Source organism: Herbidospora mongoliensis, from assembly GCF_001570545.1.
Taxonomy (GTDB): domain Bacteria; phylum Actinomycetota; class Actinomycetes; order Streptosporangiales; family Streptosporangiaceae; genus Herbidospora; species Herbidospora mongoliensis.
In genome coordinates this window covers 91,932-112,559 of record NZ_BBXD01000023.1, presented here as the reverse complement: position 1 = coordinate 112,559, position 20,628 = coordinate 91,932, and the positions used below count along the sequence as shown (strand labels likewise).

The window sequence follows — 20,628 nt, the reverse complement described above, 5'->3', positions numbered from 1 at the left end:
ACCTCTCATTCCGGAGAAAAAACATGACCACGATCGACGTGCGTCCAACGACGCCCGAAGCCGACCCCAAAGCGTCAACACATAACTACCGCCTGCTGTGGCGCTGGCACTTCTACGCCGGGGTGTTCGTCGCCCCCATCCTGTTCGTCATGGCCGTGACCGGCTCGATCTACCTGTTCAAGCAGCCCTTCGACGCCGCGATGCAGCGGGACGTGCGCGAGGTCGCCGCCGTCGCGAACCCCGTGCCGCTCGCCGAGCAGGTCGCGGCGGCCCAGGCCGTGAAACCGGGCGTCGACATCCGGGCGGTGATCCCGCCCTCGGGCCCCGACCGCTCCACCCGCATCATCTTCCAGGGCGCCGACCCGGGTCCGTTCGCCGACGGCATCTCCGTGTACGTCAACCCGGCCGACGCGAAGGTGCTCGGGACGGTCGACGACGCGGCGACGTTCATGACGATGATCCGCAAGATCCACGGCGAGCTGATGGCCGGGGTCGTCGGCGACCGGATCGTGGAGACGGCCGCCTGCTGGTCGCTGATCCTGATCGCGACCGGCACCTACATGTGGTGGACGACCAGGAAGCGCGCCGCCCCGAAGAAGAAGACCCGCGGCTCGCTGCGCCGCCTGCACATGTGGACCGGCGTCGGCGCCGGCGTGGCGATCGTGTTCCTGGTGCTGTCGGGGCTGCCCTGGTCGGGTGTGTGGGGCGACTACGCGAACAAGGCCCAGGCCTACTTCGACTCCGGCTACCCGGAGGTGACCTCGACGTCCACGCTCAGCGGCGACCTGTCGCACCACCCCGACGTGAAGGTGCCGTGGGCTGCGGAGAACCTGCCCGTACCGGAGTCTGAGCCGCACCACGGCGGTGGCGGCGGCGTGCTCCAGCCGGGCGCGATCGCCCTGGAGGCGGCGCTGACGGCGGCCCGCCCGGCGATCCGCGACTGCCCGCCGGGGCAGTGTGACCTGAAGATGCTGCTGCCCGCCGAGCCGACCGGCGTCTACACCGTCGTCACCGACCACTACCGCGACCCGTCGGCCGGGCAGACCCTGCACATCGACCAGTACAGCGGGAAGATCCTGACCGACTACGGCTGGCAGGAGTACGGCGTGATGGCCAAGGCAGTCGAGCTGGGCATCGCGATCCACGAGGGCCGCCGCTACGGCATCGTGAACCTGCTGGTCATGCTCGGGGCGTGCCTGGCGCTGATCACGCTGATCGTGACCGGCGTCTGGATGTGGTGGAAGCGCCGCCCGAAGGGCAAGATCGCCGCCCCGCGCCGCCCGGCGAACGGGCGCACCACCTGGGGCGTGGTGGCCCTGCTCGCCGCGCTGGGGCTGCTGTTCCCGCTGGCCGGGCTGACGATGGTGGCGATGCTGGTGATCGACCGCCTGGTGGTCCGGTTCGGTCGCTGACCTGTCAGGCCGCCGGGGTCAGCTCGGCCTCGGCGGCCTTCGTCTTGCGGTGCTCGCCGACCGAGTAGACGATCGAGCCGATCCAGACGGCCGCGAGGATGACGTACACCACCGTCTGGGTCGCGCTGGAGGCGGCGATCCAGTCGCTGCGCAGGAGAGTGCGCACGTTGGTGATGATGATCAGGCCGCCGACGGCGGAGCCGAGGATGCGCGGCGCGACGTAGCGCACGATGAAGGCGGCGATCGGCGCGGCGATGACGCCGCCGAGCAGCAGCACGCCGACCCAGGCCCACTCGATGTTCTCCGAGCCGATGCCGAACAGGAAGCCGAGCGAGGCGGCGATGGCGACGAGGAACTCGCTGGCGTCGATGGAGCCGATGACCTTGCGCGGCTCCATCCGGCCGCTGGCCAGGATCGCCGGGGTGCCGACCGGCCCCCAGCCGCCGCCACCGGTCGCGTCGACGAACCCGGCCACCAGGCCGAGCGGCGCGAGGAAGCGCTTGCGCATCGGCTTGCCGAGCTGGCCCTTGGGCAGGCCGAAGGCGGTGAACCTGATCAGGATGTAGATGCCGAGCGCGAGCAGGATCAGCGACATGACCGGCGCGGCGGCCTCGGTCGAGAGGTTCGACAGGAACGTCGCGCCCGCGAAGGCGCCGACGGCGCCCGGGATGCCGATCTTCGCGACGACCTTCCAGTCGATGTTGTTGAACCGCCAGTGCGCGATGCCCGAGGCGAGGGTGGTGCCGATCTCGGCCAGGTGCACGGTGGCCGACGCGGCGGCGGCGTTGGTGCCGATGGCCAGCAACAGCGTCGTCGACGTGACGCCGTAAGCCATCCCGAGGCTGCCGTCGACAAGTTGGGCCAGGAACCCCACGAACCCAAGCAAGATCAGTGATCGCACGGCATCCCCTTGTCTTCCTACTGTGCCCCTAGGTTAAATGATGACCTTTCTGCGACGAAACAGTAGTTTTGAGCTGTACGTGGAGGACCAGCGATCGGTAAGGATCTCTCCAGGCTCCACGTGAGCGGCTCCCCGGATGTCTAACGTCCGCGACGTGAACGCATTGACGAACGGAGACCTCGCGCTCGGCGCGGCGGTCGGAGTCGGCGGGCTCGGCCTGAGCATGGTCGGCCTGTGGGTGAACCGGCGCACGCTCGAAGAGCCGGTGCCGCCCCCGGTGTCGTGGCGGGTCGCCCGCGTGCGCGGCGCGCAGTCGCTGTGCTGGCTTACCAACACGGGCACCGACCGCGCCCTGTCGGTGACGGCCGACTGGCGCAAGGCCGGGCCGGGCCTCGGCGACCTGCCCTCGGAGGTCGCCATCGGGCCGGGCTCGAGCTGGCAGTTCCTGCTGCGCCCGGCGGCCCGCCACCCCTCGGTCATCTGGCTGACCTGGGAGGGGCAGCGGGAACCCGTGGCCGTCCCGATGCCTTGACCTGAGGTTGACGGCACGCTCGCTAGTTTCGGAGTTATGACCGTTAAGACGCCTTTTGGGGCAGATTCCACGGCGAGCGAGGTCATCGACGGCATCGACCTCGGCGGCAAGCGCGCCATCGTCACCGGCGCCAACTCGGGCATCGGGCTGGAGACCGCGCGGGTCCTGGCCGACGCGGGCGCCGAGGTCATGCTCGCGGTCCGCGACGTCGACGCCGGCATCCGCGCCGCCGACGAGATCGGCGGCAAGGTCGCCATCGCCCACCTGGACCTGTCCGACCAGACCTCGGTCCGCGACTTCGTCGCCGGATGGGCCGGTGGCCTGGACATCCTCGTCGACAACGCGGGCATCGCGGCGACCCCGCTGACCCGCACGCCGCAGGGCTGGGAGTTGCAGTTCGCGACCAACCACCTGGGCCACTTCACGCTGACCACCGGCCTGCACGAGGCGCTGGCCATGCGGCCGGGCGCGCGCGTGGTGGTGCTGAGCTCGGCCGCGCACCTGCGCTCGCCGGTCGTGTTCGACGACATCAACTTCCTGCACCGCGAGTACGAGCCGATGCTGGCCTACGCCCAGTCGAAGACGGCCAACGCCCTGTTCGCGGTCGGCGCGGCCGGACGCTGGGCGGGCGACGGCATCATGGTGAACGCGGTGATGCCCGGGGTGATCTCCACCAACATCCAGCGCAACTTCACCGAGGAGAGCTTCCAGGAGCTCAAGACCGGCACCGGCCGTCCCGAGGGCAAGACGGTCCAGCAGGGCGCCGCGACCAGCGTCCTGGCGGCGACCTCACCGCTCCTCGACGGGGTCAGCGGCCGCTACTTCGAGGACTGCAACGAGGCCGAACCCTACTCCGGCACCGGCCCGAGGCGCGGCTACGCCGAATACGCCGTCGACCCGGAACTGGCGATGAGGCTCTGGTACGTCTCCCAGGACATGCTCGGAGCCTGAGAGGTGAAGCACCGAGACCACCGTCGTGGTCCGCCTCTCAGCTCAGAGGAGATGATCAGCTGAGCCGGTCACCGCGCCGACGCGGAGGAAGTCGAGTTTCTCCGCCGACGGCGACCCGGCCGGCGCCGTGTAGGCGACGATCCTCAGGTCGGCTCCGGGAACGGTGAGCACGTCGCAGTCGAGGGTGACGTCGCCCACCAGCGGATGGCTGATCGTCTTGCGATCGCCCAGGTGAAGGCCCACCGCGCCCTGGGCCCAGAGCTCGGCGAAGCGCGGACTCCGCGCCCGGCATTCGCCGATGAGCTCCCGCAGGCCGGGGTCGTCGGGATAGGCGACCTCCGCGGTACGCAGATCCGCGACCAGCGCCTCCTCCAGCATGCCGTCGCCACTCTCGGGACGGACCGGCGAGTGCTCCGGGGTCCGCGGCGGCAGGAAGGTGTCCCGCACCAGATTCCGCCGATGCCTGGGGATCTGGGCAGGGTCGCCCAGCAGCGCCGACCACAGCGGCGTCCACGTCAGCAGGCTCCAATCGGCGCCGAAGACCGCCAACGGCTGATCTCCGAGCCGGGCCAGCAGGCGCTGGACCCCCGGCGGGATGTGCGAGGAGACGCGCCCGGAGGAGGGCGGCGGCAGCCGCGCCAGCCGATAGAGGTGATCGCGTTCGGCCGCCGCCAGTTGCAGGGTCCGGGCCAGCGCCGCCACGACCTGCTCGGACGGCCTGGTCGCCCGCCCCTGTTCCAGCCGCACCAGGTAGTCGACGGAGAGCCCGGCCAGCCCGGCGAGTTCCTCCCGGCGCAGCCCGGCGGCCCGGCGCGCACCGCCCCGGGGCAGCCCGACGTCGGCCGGGTCGAGCCGGTCGCGCCAGCGCCTCAGAGCCAGGCCGAGCAGGTTGGATTCGTCGCTCATGGATCCCAGTCTCACCCTGCCGGAGCCGATCAGGGTGGGTACTGCGAGTCCTACCGTCGCGGGAGGCACTGGCTGATGCCACGGCGCCGACCCAGGCTGGAGGCAAGATCCTCCACCAGAAGGCGGTCACCGCGATGTCTCTCCTCGACGGCAAGTCCACCCTGATCATCGGCGCGAGCCAGGGCATCGGCGCCGCCGCCGCCCGCCACTTCGCCGCCGAGGGCGCCAGGCTCGTCATCGGCGCCCGCAACGTCGAGGCGATCGAGGCCCTACGCGACGAGTTGCGCGGCCAGGGCCACGAGATCGACGCCATCCGCGTGGACGTCACCGAACGCCCCACCGTCGACGCCGCCGTGCAGCGGGCGCGCGACCTCTACGGCCGCCTCGACGCCGCGTTCAACAACGCCGGCGCCAACGCCCTGAGCCCGTTCCACGAGTACGACGAGAAGACCTACGACCACCTGCTCGACGTCAACCTGAAGGGCGTCTTCCTCGCGATGCAGTCGGAGATCAGAGCGATGCTGGCCGACGGCGGCGGCGCGATCGTCAACACCAGCAGCGTCGGCGGCCTGGTCGGCAACTACGGCCTGGCCCCCTACATCGCCGCCAAGCACGGCGTGATCGGCCTGACCAAGGCCGCCGCCTTCGAGTACGGGCAGCAGAACATCCGCGTGAACGTCATCGCCCCGGGCGCGACGGCCACCGAGATGTTCCTGGGCGGGATGGCGCACGCGCCCGCCGAACTCGCCGCGAAGTTCAACGCCTTCAGCCCGATGAACCGCATCGGCCGGCCGCTGGAGATCGCCACCGCCGCCGCCTGGCTGCTGTCCGATCAGGCCACTTATGTCACCGGCGCCACCCTGCCCGTCGACGGCGGCGCCGTGGGGGCCTGATTCCTGCGTGCAAATGGGGTAAGACGGACCTATGGGGATCATCTCGCGCGCCTTCCACGGCCGCCCGAGGGAGCCGGACGCCAAGCTCCCACCAGGTCAGTATCTGGTCCACGACTTCCCGGTCCTGTCGGCCGGGCCCACCCCGCGGGTCCCGCTCGACCGCTGGGAGTTCTCCATCGACACGGCCGAGGGCCCCGTCCACCGCTGGTCGTGGGAGGAGTTCCTGGCGCTGCCGCAGGAGACCCCCACCGTCGACCTGCACTGCGTGACCAAGTGGTCGAAGTTCGGCACCGGGTGGAAGGGCGTCAGCCTCGACGTCCTGATGGAGGACGTCGAGTCGGCCGCCGAATACGCCCTGGCCTACAGCTACGGCGGCTACACGACGAACCTGCCGCTGGAGGACCTCCTCGACGGCAAGGCCTGGGTCGTGCACGAGTTCGACGGCGAGGAGCTCGAACCTCCGCACGGCGGCCCGGCCCGGCTCCTGGTGCCGCACCTCTACCTGTGGAAGTCGGCCAAGTGGATCAAGGGGATCCGCCTCCTCAACGAGGACTGGCCGGGCTTCTGGGAGACGGCCGGCTACCACAACTACGGCGACCCGTGGCGCGAGCAGCGCTACGACGGTGATTAAGCGGCTGGCCTGGCGGGTGGCCACCCTGGAGTCCGCCCGCCAGGAGACCCCGACCGCCAAGACGCTGGTCCTGGACGTGCCCGGCTGGCCCGGCCACCTACCCGGCCAGCACGTCGACGTGCGGCTGACCGCCCCCGACGGCTACAGCACCCAGCGCAGTTACTCGATCGCCAACGCGTCCGCAGGCGACCGCCTGGAACTGACGGTTCAGACGGTGGACGACGGCGAGGTGTCGCCGTACCTGACCGACGTGCTCGAACCAGGCGACCAGATCGAGCTGCGCGGCCCGGTCGGCGGCTGGTTCGTCTGGCGTCCGCACTCCTCGCCGCCGGTGCTGCTGATCGGGGGCGGGTCGGGCATCGTCCCGCTGATGGCGATGGTCCGGTCGCGGGGGAAGGCCGACACCCCGTTCCGGCTGCTCTACTCGCTGCGGGACCCCGGCCAGCTCTTCTACGCCGACGAGCTGGAGAAGGTGAAGGCGGGGGTGGAGGTGGCCTACCTCTACACCAGGATCGCCCCGCCCGACGCGGGCCGCGCGGCAGGGCGTCTGCAGACAGCCGACCTGATCGCCTACGGCTGGCCCCCGGAGACCGGCCCCGACGTCTTCGTCTGCGGCCCGACGGGGTTCGTCGAGAGCGCCGCCGACCTGCTGACCGCTCTGGGCCACGACCCGGCCAAGATCAGAACCGAACGTTTCGGACCCACCGGAGGCTGACCATGGACTACCAGGACGGCAACGCCCTCGCGGGCCCGCTGAGCGAGATCTTCAGCCTCGACGTCACCGTGGCGCAGGGCAAGTGCGCGGCATGTGGCCTGCGCGGACCGCTGGCGCAACTGCACGTCTACGGGCCCGACCCAGGTCTGGTCGCCCGCTGCCCCTCGTGCGAGGAGGTCGTGCTGACCCTCGTGCGGGGGCCCAACGACGCCTGGCTCGACCTGCGCGGCTCGGTCTCCCTCAGGATTCCGATCGCTGAGTAGGCCCCTGCTCACGCGCCGGACCGAAAACCGGCAGATATTGGGGTCATGCTCATCATTCGCGCACAGCGCGTCTTCGACGGCAGGGAACTGACCGGCAAGCGGGCCGTCGTCGTCTCCGGTGGGAAGATCGTCGAGCTGCTCGACGACGCCCCGGAGAGCGGCGACGTCCGCGACCTCGGCGACGTCACTCTCCTGCCGGGTCTCATCGACACCCACGTCCACCTGGCCTTCGACGCCTCCCCCGACCCGATCGCCGGTCTCGACCGGCCCGGCCTGTACGACCGGATGCGCGCCCACGCCCGCACCCATCTGGCCGCCGGGGTCACCACGGTCCGGGACCTGGGCGACCGCGACTACCTGGCCTTACGGCTCGCGAACGCGATGACCGACGGGCCGGAGATCCTCAGCGCCGGAGCCCCGATCACCTCGGTCGGGGGACACTGCTGGTTCCTCGGCGGCGAGGCCGAGGGGGTCGAGGGAGTGCGCAAGGCCGTACGCGAACGGGCCGACAAGGGCGCGCACGCGATCAAGATGATGATCACCGGCGGTGAGATGACGCCCGGGTCCCCCTCCCATCTGAACCAGTTCACGCGGGAGGAGATCGACGCCGCGGCCGACGAGGCCCACCGCCACGGGTTACCGATCGCGGGGCACGCCCACGGCGGGCCGGGCATCGCGGCGGCGGTCGCGGCCGGGTTCGACTCGGTCGAGCACGTCACCTTCCTGACCGAGGACAGCGTCGAGCCCGACCCCGCGATCATGGCCGCCATGGCCGCGAACGGCGTCGCCGCCTCGCTGACCGTCGGCGTCCTGCCGGGCTTCACGCCCCCGCCGAGGATCGCCGCGCTGCTGCCCATACTGGGCGAGAGCCTGCGGATGCTGTACGGATCGGGCGTCACCATCGTCGGCGGCAGCGACTCGGGCATCGGCCCGACCAAGCCCCACGGCATCCTCACCCACGGCGGCGACATGCTGACCATGGCCGGGATGACGCCGGTCGAGATCCTGCGCGCGTTCACCTCCGACGCGGCCCGGGTCTGCCGGGTCGAGACCCGCAAGGGCCGGATCGCGCCGGGCTTCGACGCCGACCTCCTCGCGGTGCGCGGCGACCCCACCAGCGATCACACCGCGCTCCGGAACACGGCCGCCGTGTTTCGGAACGGCGCTTCACTCTGAGTGTCTGCCGATGTCCTGATGTGATCACGCCCTAGCATGCGGAACCGGACTGCTTGTCTTTCCCGGGGGGGAATTCCGATGACGCATGCGCTCGCGCACCAATATGTCTTCGACAACGATGGAGATCACTCCGCCGACCAGCACCGATGCCTGGCCGACCTGCTCGACCCGCTGACCTTCGCCCGCCTGGCCCAGACCGGCGTCGGCGACGGCTGGAACTGCCTGGAGATCGGGGCCGGCGGCGGCAGCGTCGCGCGGTGGCTGGCCGACCGGGTCGCGCCGCGCGGCCACGTCTTCGCCACCGACATCAAGCCGGGGCTCATCCCGGCGCACGACCGGCTGACCGTCACCAGGCACGACATCGTGCACGACCCGCTGCCCGAGGCGGCCTTCGACCTCATCCACGCCCGGCTGGTGCTCAGCCACCTGACCGAGCGCAAGGCGGTCCTCCAGAGGCTGCGCACCGCGCTGAAGCCGGGCGGCTGGCTGCAGATCGACGAGATCGACGTCACCCACTGGCCGGCCCTGATGGCGCCCGACCACTCGTCCCGCGAGCTCTACGAGACGTTCCTGCTCGCGATGGCCTCGGTGCTGGTCGGCGTGGGCAGCGATCCGACGTGGGGGCGCTCGGCCGCGCAGGAGATCGCCGAGGCCGGCTTCACCCAGATCGACCCGTGGTGCCACGTCGAGGTGTGGGGGCCGAAGTCGGCCGGGCTGGAGCTGCTCACCAGCAACAGCTTCCACCTGGAAGACCACTTCCTGGCCACCGGGCTCACCAGACACCAGCTCGACGAGGTGCGGGCCGTCATGGCCGACCCGGAGTTCCGCGCGGTGTCCTTCACCGTCCATTCGGTGCTCGCGCGCCGGCCAGAGGAGACCTGATGGAACTGGTGCGGACGGTACCCATTCAGGATCCCGGTCCGCTGATCGACGCCGTGCCGTTCGCCGACAGCCTGCTCTGGCTGCACGGCGACGAGGGCATGGCCGGATGGGGCATCGCGGCCCGGTTCGAGGTGAGCGGCCCCGGCCGGTTCGAGCACGCCCGGCGCTGGTTCCGGCGCTGGCTGGCGCAGCGCAACGTCGACGACCGGGTGGGCCTGCCAGGTTCCGGACCGGTCGCGTTCGGCAGCTTCACCTTCGACCACGGGCCCGGACGTTCGGTGTTCGTGATCCCGCAGGTGCTCATCGCCCGGCGCGGCGGCACCTCGTGGATGACGACCGTGGGCGACCCCTGCCATCCCGATGGAACGGTCCCGGACCCGCTGCCGAACGTGCGGTGGCTGACCGAGCCCGACGCGCAGGAGCGCTGGCACAAGCAGGTGTCCAGGGCGGTCGACGACATCAGGGCCGGGCGGCTGCACAAGGTCGTGCTGGCCCGCGACGTGCGGGGGCTGCTCGGCGGTCCGTTCGACCCCCGCACGGCGGTCTCCCGGCTCAACGACAGGTTCCCCGGCTGCTGGACGTTCGCCGTCGACGGCCTCGTGGGGGCCTCACCCGAGCTGCTGACCGGGCGGTTCGGGCGGATGGTGAAATCGCTCGTGCTGGCCGGCACCGACTGGCCCGGCGGCGCGATCGGCCTGGGCACCGAGAAGACGGCGGTCGAACACGAACTCGCCGCCGACTCCGCCGAGGACGTGCTGCGGGCGCACTGTTCGGAGCTCAACGTCCACGAACCACACGAACTGGAACTGGCCAACGTCACCCATCTGGCGACCCGGATCAGCGGCACGCTCAGCCACAACGTCGACGCGCTCACGCTGGCCTCGCGGCTGCACCCGACCGCCGCCGTCTGCGGCACCCCGTTCCGGGAGTCTCTGCAGCTGCTGCGCGAGCTGGAGAACCTCGACCGGGGGCGCTACGCCGGCCCGGTCGGCTGGCAGGACGCCCGCGGCGACGGCGAGTGGTGCATCGCGCTGCGGTGCGCCGAGGTGAAGGGACCCGACCTCCGGCTGTTCGCCGGATGCGGCATCGTGGGCGACTCGAATCCGACGTCCGAGTGGCACGAAACGGAGGCGAAGCTCGGCGCCATCCGGGATCTGTTCGCCGAACCCTCTTGCGTAAAGTGAGACAGCATGGTTTCTGAACTGTTCGACGAGAAGGCGTGGCGCCCCGTCGAGGGCTTCGACTTCGCCGACATCACCTACCACCGGGCGGTTGATCAGGGCACGGTTCGGATCGCATTCAACCGTCCCGAGGTGCGCAACGCCTTCCGCCCGCAGACGGTCGACGAGCTCTACCGGGCCTTCGACCACGCGCGCCAGCAGGTCGACGTCGGCTGCGTGCTGCTGACCGGCAACGGCCCTTCTCCCCGTGACGGGGGCTGGGCCTTCTGCTCCGGCGGCGACCAGCGCATCAGGGGCAAGGACGGCTACCAGTACGCCGACGGCCTCCCCTCGACCGGCCGCCTCCACATCCTGGAGGTGCAGCGCCAGATCCGCTTCATGGGGAAGATCGTGATCTGTGTGGTGCCCGGCTGGGCGGCCGGCGGCGGCCACAGCCTCCACGTGGTGGCCGACCTGACCATCGCCAGCCGTGAACACGCCAAGTTCAAGCAGACCGACGCCGACGTCGCCAGCTTCGACGGCGGCTTCGGCAGCGCCTACCTGGCCCGCCAGGTGGGCCAGAAGTTCGCCCGCGAGATCTTCTTCCTGGGCGACACCTACAGCGCCGACGACGCCCACCGCATGGGCATGGTCAACGCGGTCGTGCCCCACGAGGAGCTCGAGGTCGTCGCGCTGGAGTGGGCCCGCAAGATCAACGGCAAGAGCCCGACCGCGCAGCGGATGCTCAAGTACTCGTTCAACCTCATCGACGACGGCCTGGTGGGCCAGCAGGTGTTCGCGGGGGAGGCGACGCGGCTGGCGTACATGACCGATGAGGCGGCCGAGGGCCGAGACTCGTTCCTGGAGAAACGCTCACCCGATTGGAGCCCGTTCCCATGGCACTTCTGAGCGGGAACGGCTCCACGGCGCTGGCCGGTGTGGTCGTCGACGAACTGGCCCGCTGCGGGCTGGCCGAGGTCGTCGTCTCCCCCGGCTCGCGGTCGACGGCCCTCGCGCTGGCCTTCCACAACAGCGAACACGTGCGGCTGCACGTGCGGGTCGACGAGCGTTCGGCCGCGTTCCTGGCACTGGGGCTGGCCCGGCGGTCGGGCCGCCCGGTCGCTCTCGTGTGTACGTCGGGCACCGCCGCCGCCAACTATCTGCCCGCCGTGGTCGAGGCCGCCGAGTCGGGCGTCCCGTTGCTGCTGCTGACGGCCGACCGGCCGCCGGAGCTGCGGGCGACCGGCGCCAACCAGACGATCGACCAGATCAAGCTCTACGGCGGCCACGTGCGCTGGTTCTGTGAGATGGGCGCGGCCGAACCCGGCCAGATGCCCTACTGGCGCACGACCATCGACCGGGCCTGGTCGGCGATGCTGCACCCCGACAGGGGTCCGGTGCACCTCAACCTGGCCTTCCGCGACCCGCTGATCCCGTCGGGCGACGCCGACAAACTGCTGGAGGGCCGCGCCGACCGGCAACCGTGGACGTCGATCACGCCGCCCGCCTTCAAAAGCGAGCCGGTCGAGCTCCCGGCAGAGGAGCGCGGTGTCATCGTGCTCGGCGACGGAGCGGAAGACGACGACTGGGAGGGCCTGGCCGAGGCCACCGGCTGGCCGATCCTGGCCGAGCCGACGAGCGGCCACCGGCACGGCCCGGCGGCGATCTCGACCTACCGCAGCCTGCTCGGCGACCCGGCGTTCGCCCGGGTGTTCCGGCCCGGCCTGGTCGTCACGTCGGGCCGGGTGGGCCTGTCCCGCGCGGCGCTGGCCTACATCCGGTCGGCCGAACGCCACGTCGTGGTGGCCAGGTCACCCCGCCACCCCGACCCGACCCGCACCGCGACGGCCGTCGTCCCGTCGGTACGCCCGGCTTTCCCGAGCGGGCCGACCGACTGGACGGCCACCTGGCACGAGGCGGAGAAACGCGCCCGCGACGCCATCGACCTGATGCTCGACGCGACCCCGGTGAGCGAGCCCCGGCTGGCCCGCGACCTGGTGGCGGCGCTGCCGCACAACGCGTTGCTGTTCGCCGGGTCGAGCATGCCGATCCGCGACCTCGACCTGGCCATGCGGCCGCGCGACGGGGTGCGGATCGTGGCCAACCGGGGCGCCTCCGGCATCGACGGCCTGGTGTCGTCGGCGATCGGCGCCGCCCTGGCCCACGACGGCCCCTCGTATGCGCTCATCGGCGACCTGTCGCTGATCCACGACCAGAACGGCCTGGTCATGGGCCCGATGGAGCCGAGGCCCGACCTGACGATCCTGGTCGTCAACAACGACGGCGGCGGCATCTTCTCGACCCTGGAACCGGCCGGGCGCCCCGAGTTCGAGCGCCTCTTCGGCACTCCCCACGGCGTCAGCGCCCGCGACGTCGCCGCGATGGCGCAGGTGCCCTACGCGCGCGTCAACGCCGTGAACGAGCTACAGCCCAGCACCGGGCTGTGGGTGGTCGAGGTGGTCACCGAACGCGACGAGCAGGCCGCCGTGCGGCGAAGGATCCAGGAGGCGGTGTCTCAGACCCTGGCCACCGGGCGGCTGCTGTGATCGGTGAGCGCGAAGGGCAGGCCGCACCTGTCTGATGGAAGGATCCAGGAGGCGGTGTCTCAGACCTTGGCCACGGGCCGTTTGCTGTAGGCGTGCTGCATGAGGGCGATCAGCACCTCCTTGCCGGAGGCGCGGCGGCGCGCGTCGCACAGCAGGACCGGGATGTCCGGCGGCAGGCTGAGCGCCAGCTTCACCTCGGCCAGGTCATACGTCGGGGCGCCCTCGAAGCAGTTCACCGCGACCACGAACGGGGTGCCGCGCCGCTCGAAGTAGTCGACCGACGGGAAGCAGTCGGACAGCCGCCGGGTGTCGGCCAGCACGACCGCGCCCAGGGCGCCCCTGGCCAGTTCGTCCCAGACGAACCAGAACCGCTCCTGGCCGGGGGTGCCGAACAGGTAGAGCACGTAGTCGTCGCCGACGCTGATCCGGCCGAAGTCCATCGCGACCGTGGTGGTGGTCTTCTTCTCGACGCCGGACAGGTCGTCGACGCCGACGCTGCGGTCGGTCAGCACCTCTTCGGTGCGCAGCGGCCGGATCTCCGAGACCGCGCCGACCATCGTCGTCTTGCCCACCCCGAAGCCGCCCGCGATGAGCAGCTTCACCGGTGTGGGCATCCGAACCTTCTCAGAGGGCACGGAGGCCATCGAGCACCGCCCTATACATTCGCTCGTCGAGTACGTCCACCTCGGGTTGGGGGTCCTGGACCGCCACGAAGCCCGCGTCGAGCAGGTCGCCGAGCAGCACCCGGACCGTGCCGGCCGGCAGGTCGAGCGCGGCGGCGACCTCGGCCACCGACAGCGGGCGGTGGCACATCTTCACGATCGCCAGGTGCTCGGGGTCGAGCCCGACCTCCAGCCCGGTCGGCTGCCTGATGGCGACCGCCAGGGAGATCAGGTCGAGGTTCGCGCGGGCCTCGGTGCGTCCGCGCGAGATGACGTAGGGACGGACGACCTGCTCGTCGAACAACTGCTCGTCGGGGTTCACGGGTCGCTCCTGACCGAGGAAGCCGCCACGGTGCGTGCGGGAGAGGTCAGGTACTGCCCGACGCGGACCACGAGCATCGCCATCTCATAGGCCACCAGGCCCACGTCGGCGTCCTCCTCGCAGAGCACGGCGAGGCAGGCGCCCTTGCCGGCGACGGTCACCAGGAGATACGCCGACCGCATCTCGATGATGGTCTGCCGGACGGCGCCACCTTCGAACCGTTCGCTCACGCCGCGCGCCAGCGACTGCACCCCCGCGGCGACCGCGGACAGGTGCTCGGCACTGGCTATCTCCAGGTCCCGTGAGTTCGCCAGCAGCAGGCCGTCGGAGGAGAGCACGATGCCGTGCCGGACCTCCCGGACGTTGCTGACCAGGTCGTCGAGGAGCCAGGCGAGGTCGGCCGCGGTCACCGATCGTCCCCTTCGTTCTGTTGGAGTTTGCGGGCCGCATCGGACCGTCCACGCCGGGTGCCCGACTGGAACGAGCCCATGATGCGCATGATTTCCTCGGGCGAACGATCGTCGTCGTCCTCCTCCGGTTCGGCGAGGTCGTCGGCCGCGTCGCGGAGCGACGGGGCGATGCTCGCCTGGGGGACGCGGAAGGGCAGACCTGAGGGGGTGAACTCGGTCACGGTGGCCTCCGGGACGCGCGGAGCGACAGGGGTGTCCTGCACGGGCTCTGGGCGGCGCGGCATGAGCTGCGCCACCGGCGCGGCGAGCATGGTGACCGGGGCGAGCCTCTCGAGAGGCTCGACCTCGGGCGACCGCTCAGCCGGGGGGATGTCGGCGGGCCGGTCGTCGACGACCAGATCGCGCGGCAGCAGTACGACGGCGGTCGTGCCGCCATAGGGGGAGCTCTTCAGGTGGACCTTGATGCCGTGGCGTTCGGCCAGGCGGCTGACCACGTAGAGGCCGAGCCTGGCGGTGCTCGACAGGTTGAACTCCGGCGGGTTGAGGATGCGGGCGTTGGCCTCGTCGAGGTCTTCCTGGGACATGCCCAGACCCCGGTCTTCGATCTCGATGGCGTAGCCGCTGGCGACCGGCTGGCCGCCGACCTGCACAACCGTGTACGGCGGCGAGAACGACACGGCGTTCTCGATCACCTCGGCGAGCAGGTGGATGACGTCGCCGACGGCGCGTCCGGTCAGGTCGACCGGGCCCATCGGCACGATCGACACGCGTGTGTAGTCTTCGACCTCGGCGAGCGCGCCGCGCACCACGTCGACCATCGGGACCGACCTGCGCCAGGCGCGGGCCGGGGTGGCGCCGGAGAGCACGATGAGGTTCTCGGCGTTGCGGCGCATGCGGGTGGCGAGGTGGTCGACCCGGAACAGGTCCTTGAGCTCCTCGGCGTCGGTCTCGCGGCGTTCCATGACGTCGAGCAGGGTGAGCTGGCGGTGCACCAGCGACTGGGTGCGCCGGGCCAGGCTGAGCAGGATGTCGCGGATCGACTGCCGGAGCTCGGCCTCCTCGACGGCGGTCCGGATCGCGGTCTCCTGGACGGCGTTGAACGCCTGGCCCACCTGGCCGATGACGTCGCCGCCGAACTCCAGGGGCGGCGCCTCCTTGGCGACGTCGACCTTCTCGCCGTGGGCGAGCCGCTCGACCACGCCGGGCAGCCGTTCGTTGGCCAGTTCGAGCGCGGCCTCGCGGAGCTTCTCGAGCTGCGCGACCAGCCGCCGGGCCGTGGTGATCGACAGGATGATCGACGCGATGACCGCGATCAGGCCGAGACCGCCTGCCAGCGCCAGCCGGATGATGACCCCGATCGCGACCGGCGTGGCCCGCTCGACCACCCGGTCGCCGCCGGCGAGGACCTCGTCCATCATCTGGCCGAGCGCGACGGAGGTGGTCTGCCGCCACTGGTCGGCCGAGACGGGCGGAACCTCCAGGGTCCGGCCGCGTTCCATCACCACGTTCTCGGTCTGGCGGAGCCGGGAGAACGCGTCACCGCCGAGCAGCTTCTCGAAGGCGGGCCGGTCGGCGGGCCGCAATTCGGCCACCTGCTCAGCGGTGTGAAAACGCTGGGCACCGACGATCTGAACGAATTTAGCGTGTTCCCCGGCGGTGAATCGGCCGGCCGCAATTGCACCCGCGAGCAGCATGTCTTCCTGCGAAAGGACTTCGCGTGCGCGCTGAAGACTGATCAGGGTGCGGGCGTCCTTGGCGATTTGGTCGTCGTCGAGGGTCGCGACCGAGAAATAGGTGCGGAAGATGGCGTCGAGCACCTTGGTGTAGGCGGCGGCCGCCTCATCGCGGCCGATCTTGCCCTGGTCGACCGACTTGCGCACATCGGGCAGCCCGGCCAGCAGGCCGAACAGCTCGTCGAGGCGCTTGGCCGAGTCGGGGCTCATGGCGAACGCGACGTCATCGCCCCTGGCCAGGCTCTCGAAGTGGGCCCTGGTCTGGTCGGTCGTGCCCCGTAACCCGGCCAGGCCGGCCGACGGCCGGCGACCGGCCAGCTGCACCACCGAGGCGCGCCGTTCGTCCTGGAGAGCCAGCACGAGTGGGTCGCTGGGCGCCGCGACACCTTGGTCGAAGGTGTTCACGAACAGGAGGTTGACGCCTTCCCGGAGGGTGACCCAGGCCGCGAACCCCCAAAGGGCCGCGAGAGACAGTAGCAGTGCCACCACCTTGGTCCGCACTCGGGAATTGCGGAAGCGCATATCAACCACCTTGGGACGTTTCCCGGCGATTACTTACTGTTCACCGCTTAGCGGGGATTTCCGGGGCGCAAGCCGCACGCGCCCCGGGGAACCTTAGCAATGCCGGGAAACACACTCAACTCACACGTCTCTTTTATGTACTCATATCTGAAGGTAGGTCGCGACATTCTGTCGCGTAAGATGACGCGCCGCGATCATGGCCGCTCGGACGATGGAAACGGGCAGGTACAGATCCTTGTCATGCCACAGCGGCGGCCATTTGGAGATGTCATCGTCTTCTGTCAGAAAGGCGTGCCCACGTGCCACCGCCTTGCGATGTCGCTTCCCGTCGGCCAGCAGCAGCGTCTGCAGCGCGTAGGCGGTCTCCTCCGGCGTGCCGGCCCACCTGCCCCAAGATCCATCTTCTCGCTGGTTGACGAGAGTCCAGCTCAACGCCCGGTCAACCTGGCGTCGCGCGGCTGGCCCGCCGTACTCGTGCAGGGCGAGGGCGGCGCAGGCGGTGGCGTAGAACGGGCTGGCGTGCCAGCGGTCGGTCCAGGAGCCGTCGGGGAGCTGCTGCCCGGTGAGCCAGGTGGCGACTTTGTCCATCCGCGATCGGTAGTGGACGGCACCGGGAACGAGGGTCAGGTAGCGGCCCAGGGCGTCCAGGACGTGGGCGTTCGTGCTGATGGAGGCGCCTTCTTCGCCCTGCCAGGTGCAGAAGTGGGTGTCCAGCTCGTAGGCCAGCAGGCACTCGGGGTCGTACGGAATCCCGAGCAGCCCCAGGGCGTAGAGGGCGACCGAAGTGGTGTCGCAGTCGGGCGGCAGACCGGGCCCGGCCGGGGTGCCGGCGGGGCCGATGGCGGCCACCAGGTCGGCCAGCATCTCAGCCGGTGGTTCGACCGGCACACCCGCCCTGACCAGCGTGCTGAGCACCCAGCCACGCTCGAAGACGGTGATCGGCAGGCCCACCGGCATGGGTCCGCCGAAGCGCCGGGCCACCGCCTCCAGGTGCAGGCGGGCCGGGTTGCCGGGTTCCAGGAGCCCCCGGTCTCCCAGGTAGGCCGCCGTCGCCGCGGGAGAGGCGCCGACCGTACCAATAGAAGTAAGTACTGTTTGCGCAAAAGTCGCGGAATCCCCAGCTATTTCCAAGGCATGGAGCAATTTCTCTGGAACTTGCCCACCGGATTTCAACCTGCCCCGAATTCGACCGAGCGGGGCCGCGCTCATGCCGGGCGGGAGGGGCAGGCCCGCGCCGCCGAGACGTTCGTTGATCAGGCCGATCAGGTGCGGCACGATCAGCTCGATCGCCGGCATGTCGGGCAGCGGCCGCCACGGCTCGTGGACCAGCCGCCGCGCCAGCGCGGCCGTGCCGAGGTGTGCGGCGGCCTTCGGATCACCACGGCGTGGGGCCGGATCCCCCCGGTCGACGGCGGACAGCAGCGCCTCGGTCGCGGACAGGGTCGGCACCAGGTCATAGCCGTCGGGCGGGCCCCAGACGCCGTCGGGGCGCTGCTCGGCGCACAGATATTCAATACGCTCGATGTGGCCGCCCAGCCAGGGGGCCAGGGTGACCATACGGCCGGTCTCGTAGACCGACGGCGACACGTCTCCCCACGGCCTTGCCATCAGATCGTCGAGCAGCTCGTCGGCGCTCACCGGCTGCCCCAGTAGTCGGCGACCCCGTAGAAGCCGGAGCTGTAGCCGATCTGGCGGGCCAGATAGTCGCGCTGAGGGCCGTTCAGCTTCTTGGCGTTGCCGACCAGGACCTCGATGTGGGCGCGGACCTCGTCCGGGGTCGGGCCGAGCATCAGGGCGTTGAGGTCGCCCCAGCTCACGTCCCGGTGGTGGGTGGCCAGGTCGTTCAGTAAGCGCAGTACCTTCTGCACCTCGTCACTGGCCGGGAGGAGGTCGGGCACGCCGGTGACGCCGTTCCTGATCCAGTGGGCGACGTTGACGAACGTCGATCCGAAGTTGGCGGCGTTGTCGAGGTAGGCGTCGAACGTCGGCAGTTCGTCGCCGGTCTTCCAGACGAACTCCAGGCGCATGGCGTGCAGCATCCTGGTCAGCTCGTTCTCGAAGAGGCCGCTGGTGTCGGCGACCTCGTCGCGGATCTCGCAGAGGAAGGCGGTCAGCGGGCTCATGGCGGTGCCGTCGAGGCATTCGTCCACGATCGCGTCGATCTCGGAGAGCTTCTCGGCCCGGTGGTCGATCAGCCAGTCGACCGCGAAGATCCACAGCGACAGGCGGTTGGCCACCCGCAGTCCGGCCACGGTCGCGTCGGGCGAGCCGAACGCGTTGGCCAGCGAGACGGCGCTGAACAGGGTCGCGTCGAACGGATTGGCCGGGAAGAGCGTGGGGTGGGCGGCGGCGCACGCGGTCAGGTCGCGCGCCGAACCCGCCGCCAGCCCGCTCACCCGGCCGGCGGAGTAGGCGTCGATCACTTATTCACCGGGCGCAGGATCATCTCGATCTTCTTGCGGCTGCGCAGCGTGCCGGCCGGCTGCACCGGGAACGGCCCCTCGGTGATCAGCTCCGGCCGGAACCGCTTGAGCAGCCCGGCGATCAGCAGCGGTGCCTCGATGTAGAACAGGTGCTGCCCGAGGCACTGGTGCGGCCCCGCCCCGAACGGCAGGTAGGAGTAGCGGTTGCGCCGGTTCTCCTTGTCGGGGTCGAAGCGCGAGGGGTCGAAGGTGAGCGGGTCGGGCCAGAACTCGTCCAGGCGATGGGTGACGTACGGGCTGATGAGCACCTGCGACCCTGCCCTGATGGTGACCCCGCCGATCTCGTGGGTCTTGACGACCATGCGCGGCATGGCCCAGCCCGACGGGTAGAGGCGCAGCATCTCGCGCAGCACCATGTTCAGGTAGCGCAGCTTCGGCAGCGTCTCGCCGTCCACCGGGCCGTCGCCGGTGACCTCGTCGATCTCGGCGTAGAGCTTCGCGGCGACCTCGGGGTGGCTGTGCAGGATCGGCCACAGCCAGGTCAGCGCGACCGCGGTGGTCTCGGCGGCGGCGCCGTAGATGCTGGCCAGGTCGTCACGCAGCTTGACGTCGGTGAGCTCGCGACCCTCGTCGTCGCGAGCGCGGACCAGCGCCGAGATGATGTCGGGCCCGTCGCTCTTCTCCCTGCGGGCCTGCCTGATCAGCGGGTAGATCACGTCGTCGATGACCTGCCGGGCGCCCATGAACGCGCGGTCGCCGGGCAGCGGCACCCGGTCGGGCACGAACGGCAGCGCGATCCGGAAGCCGAAGGAGGTGTTCGCGACGGTGTACGCGGGCCCGAGGACCTCCGCCTCCCGGGGGGAGATCCGGTCGCCGAAGAGCACCGAGATGACCGCGCGGGTGACGATGCGGTTCATCTGGTCCATCGCGTCGATCGGCACGTCCGGCGTGAGCTCGTCGAGGCCCTCGTCGATCGTGGCGGCCATGTCGGCGGTCAGCGATGTGACGTAGCGGGAGGTGAAGAGCGGCTGGAGGACCTTGCGGCTGGCGGCCCAGCCGGGTCCCTCCCCGATCACGCTGTCGCCGAGCAGGCGCTCGATGGGCTTCCAGAACATGCCCTTGCGCAGATAGCTCGTCCAGTCGCCGCGCAGTGCGTGCTGGAGGTGGTCGGGGTGGCTCAGCAGGTACGGACGGAACGGCCCGACGTCCAGCCGGACGATCTCCCCTCCGGCCTCCCTGGCGACATCGGCCAGGCCCTCCAGCGGGGCGCGGACGACCATGGGCAGCAACCGGTGCAGTGGCAGATTGCGCTGGGGCCGGGCGGATCTCGCGGGCGTGTCGACGGACATTTCTGGTGGCTCCCCACACTGATGGATTTGCGCAGCACAATGGCGCTCACGGCGGATGAGCGCTTGTGAACTGTCCACGAGAGTCGTGCGTACGTGACCAGGAACGATGACCGAATTTGACGGTCCGTAGAGTGTCGATTACCTCCCGTTTCTCACTTCACTGGGCTTATGTCGCACCTGTGATGATTTGCAGCAACATCGGCATCACCGGCGCAGTATCACATGATCAAATGACGATG

At 70.3% G+C, this 20,628-nt stretch carries 21 protein-coding genes; 12 read left to right on the top strand and 9 right to left on the bottom strand.

Annotated features, from left to right (window positions below):
* Positions 1-23 precede the first annotated feature (23 nt).
* A complete protein-coding gene (locus tag AW272_RS33905) occupies positions 24-1,412 on the top strand; it encodes a PepSY-associated TM helix domain-containing protein (protein ID WP_066373803.1) in 1,389 nt (462 codons plus the stop codon).
* 4 nt (positions 1,413-1,416) lie between these two features.
* Here AW272_RS33905 and AW272_RS33900 read toward each other — a convergent pair whose 3' ends face one another.
* Entirely contained in the window at positions 1,417-2,313 is an 897-nt protein-coding gene (locus tag AW272_RS33900) for a sulfite exporter TauE/SafE family protein (RefSeq protein WP_066373802.1), read from the bottom strand.
* 154 nt (positions 2,314-2,467) lie between these two features.
* Between AW272_RS33900 and AW272_RS33895 the strand changes: the two genes are divergently transcribed.
* Together AW272_RS33895 and AW272_RS33890 are read left to right on the top strand one after the other, a co-directional pair.
* Positions 2,468-2,845, top strand: a complete 378-nt coding sequence (locus AW272_RS33895; protein ID WP_157519005.1) for a hypothetical protein — start codon at positions 2,468-2,470, stop codon at positions 2,843-2,845.
* A gap of 36 nt (positions 2,846-2,881) precedes the next feature.
* On the top strand, positions 2,882-3,796 hold the full coding sequence (locus AW272_RS33890; protein ID WP_066373799.1) for an SDR family NAD(P)-dependent oxidoreductase: 915 nt from the start codon (positions 2,882-2,884) through the stop codon (positions 3,794-3,796).
* 42 nt (positions 3,797-3,838) lie between these two features.
* Here the strand turns inward: AW272_RS33890 and AW272_RS33885 are convergent, their stop codons facing one another.
* Positions 3,839-4,702, bottom strand: coding sequence for a helix-turn-helix transcriptional regulator (locus AW272_RS33885; protein ID WP_066373797.1), 864 nt, complete (start codon positions 4,700-4,702; stop codon positions 3,839-3,841).
* A gap of 134 nt (positions 4,703-4,836) precedes the next feature.
* Here AW272_RS33885 and AW272_RS33880 point away from each other — a divergent pair, with 134 nt between their 5' ends.
* The 9 genes from AW272_RS33880 (at position 4,837) to menD (ending at position 12,968) form a co-directional block, all read left to right on the top strand.
* Positions 4,837-5,595 (top strand): SDR family NAD(P)-dependent oxidoreductase, encoded by a 759-nt coding sequence (locus AW272_RS33880; protein ID WP_066373795.1) that lies wholly within the window; start codon positions 4,837-4,839, stop codon positions 5,593-5,595.
* A 31-nt stretch (positions 5,596-5,626) separates the two neighbouring features.
* Positions 5,627-6,226 (top strand): molybdopterin-dependent oxidoreductase, encoded by a 600-nt coding sequence (locus tag AW272_RS33875; RefSeq protein WP_066373794.1) that lies wholly within the window; start codon positions 5,627-5,629, stop codon positions 6,224-6,226.
* Positions 6,219-6,941: a ferredoxin reductase gene (locus AW272_RS33870; RefSeq protein WP_066373792.1), complete on the top strand. Its 723-nt coding sequence runs from the start codon at positions 6,219-6,221 to the stop codon at positions 6,939-6,941. The genes AW272_RS33875 and AW272_RS33870 overlap by 8 nt, the downstream gene beginning before the upstream one ends.
* A gap of 2 nt (positions 6,942-6,943) precedes the next feature.
* Positions 6,944-7,204: a DUF6510 family protein gene (locus AW272_RS33865; RefSeq protein ID WP_174551881.1), complete on the top strand. Its 261-nt coding sequence runs from the start codon at positions 6,944-6,946 to the stop codon at positions 7,202-7,204.
* A gap of 45 nt (positions 7,205-7,249) precedes the next feature.
* Positions 7,250-8,380 (top strand): metal-dependent hydrolase family protein, encoded by a 1,131-nt coding sequence (locus AW272_RS33860; protein WP_066373789.1) that lies wholly within the window; start codon positions 7,250-7,252, stop codon positions 8,378-8,380.
* A 78-nt stretch (positions 8,381-8,458) separates the two neighbouring features.
* A complete protein-coding gene (locus AW272_RS33855) occupies positions 8,459-9,262 on the top strand; it encodes a class I SAM-dependent methyltransferase (RefSeq protein WP_066373787.1) in 804 nt (267 codons plus the stop codon).
* Positions 9,262-10,446, top strand: a complete 1,185-nt coding sequence (locus AW272_RS33850; protein ID WP_066373786.1) for an isochorismate synthase — start codon at positions 9,262-9,264, stop codon at positions 10,444-10,446. The genes AW272_RS33855 and AW272_RS33850 overlap by 1 nt, the downstream gene beginning before the upstream one ends.
* A 6-nt stretch (positions 10,447-10,452) precedes the next feature.
* Positions 10,453-11,331, top strand: coding sequence for a 1,4-dihydroxy-2-naphthoyl-CoA synthase (locus tag AW272_RS33845; RefSeq protein ID WP_066373784.1), 879 nt, complete (start codon positions 10,453-10,455; stop codon positions 11,329-11,331).
* On the top strand, positions 11,319-12,968 hold the full coding sequence (menD, locus tag AW272_RS33840; RefSeq protein WP_174551880.1) for a 2-succinyl-5-enolpyruvyl-6-hydroxy-3-cyclohexene-1-carboxylic-acid synthase: 1,650 nt from the start codon (positions 11,319-11,321) through the stop codon (positions 12,966-12,968). Before AW272_RS33845 ends, menD begins: the two co-directional genes overlap by 13 nt.
* Positions 12,969-13,027: 59 nt before the next feature.
* Here menD and AW272_RS33835 read toward each other — a convergent pair whose 3' ends face one another.
* From AW272_RS33835 to AW272_RS33805, 7 genes are all read right to left on the bottom strand, one after another.
* Positions 13,028-13,612: a GTP-binding protein gene (locus AW272_RS33835; protein ID WP_066373781.1), complete on the bottom strand. Its 585-nt coding sequence runs from the start codon at positions 13,610-13,612 to the stop codon at positions 13,028-13,030.
* The gene (locus AW272_RS33830; protein WP_066373779.1) at positions 13,593-13,952 is read right to left on the bottom strand and encodes a DUF742 domain-containing protein; all 360 of its coding nucleotides are present in this window, start codon (positions 13,950-13,952) and stop codon (positions 13,593-13,595) included. The genes AW272_RS33835 and AW272_RS33830 overlap by 20 nt, the downstream gene beginning before the upstream one ends.
* Complete coding sequence (locus AW272_RS33825) at positions 13,949-14,362, bottom strand: roadblock/LC7 domain-containing protein (RefSeq protein ID WP_066373778.1); 414 nt, start codon at positions 14,360-14,362, stop codon at positions 13,949-13,951. Before AW272_RS33825 ends, AW272_RS33830 begins: the two co-directional genes overlap by 4 nt.
* Positions 14,359-16,617, bottom strand: coding sequence for a sensor histidine kinase (locus AW272_RS33820; RefSeq protein WP_066373777.1), 2,259 nt, complete (start codon positions 16,615-16,617; stop codon positions 14,359-14,361). Before AW272_RS33820 ends, AW272_RS33825 begins: the two co-directional genes overlap by 4 nt.
* Before the next feature lie 141 nt (positions 16,618-16,758).
* Positions 16,759-18,255, bottom strand: a complete 1,497-nt coding sequence (locus tag AW272_RS33815; RefSeq protein ID WP_245657868.1) for a prenyltransferase/squalene oxidase repeat-containing protein — start codon at positions 18,253-18,255, stop codon at positions 16,759-16,761.
* The gene (locus AW272_RS33810; RefSeq protein ID WP_066373774.1) at positions 18,252-19,040 is read right to left on the bottom strand and encodes a terpene synthase family protein; all 789 of its coding nucleotides are present in this window, start codon (positions 19,038-19,040) and stop codon (positions 18,252-18,254) included. The genes AW272_RS33815 and AW272_RS33810 overlap by 4 nt, the downstream gene beginning before the upstream one ends.
* Entirely contained in the window at positions 19,037-20,389 is a 1,353-nt protein-coding gene (locus tag AW272_RS33805) for a cytochrome P450 (protein ID WP_083958993.1), read from the bottom strand. Before AW272_RS33805 ends, AW272_RS33810 begins: the two co-directional genes overlap by 4 nt.
* Positions 20,390-20,628: the final 239 nt, after the last annotated feature.